The organism is Mesorhizobium sp. M2A.F.Ca.ET.039.01.1.1, assembly GCF_003998035.1.
Taxonomy (GTDB): domain Bacteria; phylum Pseudomonadota; class Alphaproteobacteria; order Rhizobiales; family Rhizobiaceae; genus Mesorhizobium.
Window position 1 is genome coordinate 1 of the sequence record NZ_RZRY01001287.1, and the last position, 977, is coordinate 977.

Consider the following 977-nt stretch of genomic DNA (forward strand, 5'->3'; position numbering starts at 1 on the left):
AGCTGGCGCGCCTCGTGTGGCAAAAGGAGGGGGGCGAGAGCCCATGGCCTGCAATGAAGCGATCAAGCATTGCGGTCGCGCAACCAAGCTGCCCGGTCGACCACCCGGACCGTGCCCTTCAGTGCCAGCTCACCTTGGAACCGGCCCTCCAGCAATTGGTTGAGCGCGCAGCGGAATCCGGCTGGACCGAGGACGAGATAGCCCAGGCGCTCCTTGAGCTCGCCCGCGCGCGCCTCAAAGAGCAGCTACCGAGCGGGGCAAGCTGCCCACCCTGAACAGCAACCGTGACGTAGTAAAGTTGCCGAAGAGCATGCCTCCTACCGCCGGCCGGCAACGGAACGGCTAAAGGGAGGGCAACGGTACTCATCTAGAAACCAGGGTGCGTTGCTTTGCCCGGCCGGACGAATCCCATTTTTTTTCAGGCATCCATAATCATTGCATATATGGGCGCCACCAAGGGATCCGAATTGAAACGAAAACAAATCGGGCGAGGCTTGATCATGACGACCCCCAGCCGAGGGAAATCGCCCGCGCAGCTTTTCCGCCATCTGTCGGCAAAGTGGCCTGCGGCATTCAATACGAAAGCGCCCAGGCCGCTTAAGATCGGCATCCATCATGACATTCGCGTGCTGGACGGCAGACTGTCAGAGGATGAATTGAGGAGAGCCCTGCGCGCCTATGCCACGATGCCCAGATACTTGGCGAGGCTGGATGCCGGCGCTGTGCGGGTCGATCTTGATGGCGAGCCGGCCGGCGTCGTCGCGGATGCGGATGCGGCGACCGCCAAGGTTTTGCTGTGCGTCCGCAAGAACAAGCAAGTTTCCAAGAAAACGCCTGAGCCAATGGCAGCGCCTGATGCCCCGCCCAAATCGAAACCGAAGCGAACGGCCGTGCTCAAGGCGAAGAAGACGGCCGACCGCCCGACCGGAATAGTCGTTGAGACGAAGCGTCGCCGGTCTTTCCGAAAGCCGATGGCT

At 61.3% G+C, this 977-nt stretch carries 1 protein-coding gene and 1 pseudogene; both read left to right on the forward strand.

The window, feature by feature from the left end:
* Positions 1-275: pseudogene (locus tag EOA24_RS42630) on the forward strand (hypothetical protein); the annotation flags it as partial.
* Positions 276-443: 168 nt separating this feature from the next.
* Positions 444-977: ProQ/FinO family protein (locus EOA24_RS39340; RefSeq protein ID WP_245501988.1), on the forward strand; the 534-nt coding region annotated here is incomplete at its 3' end.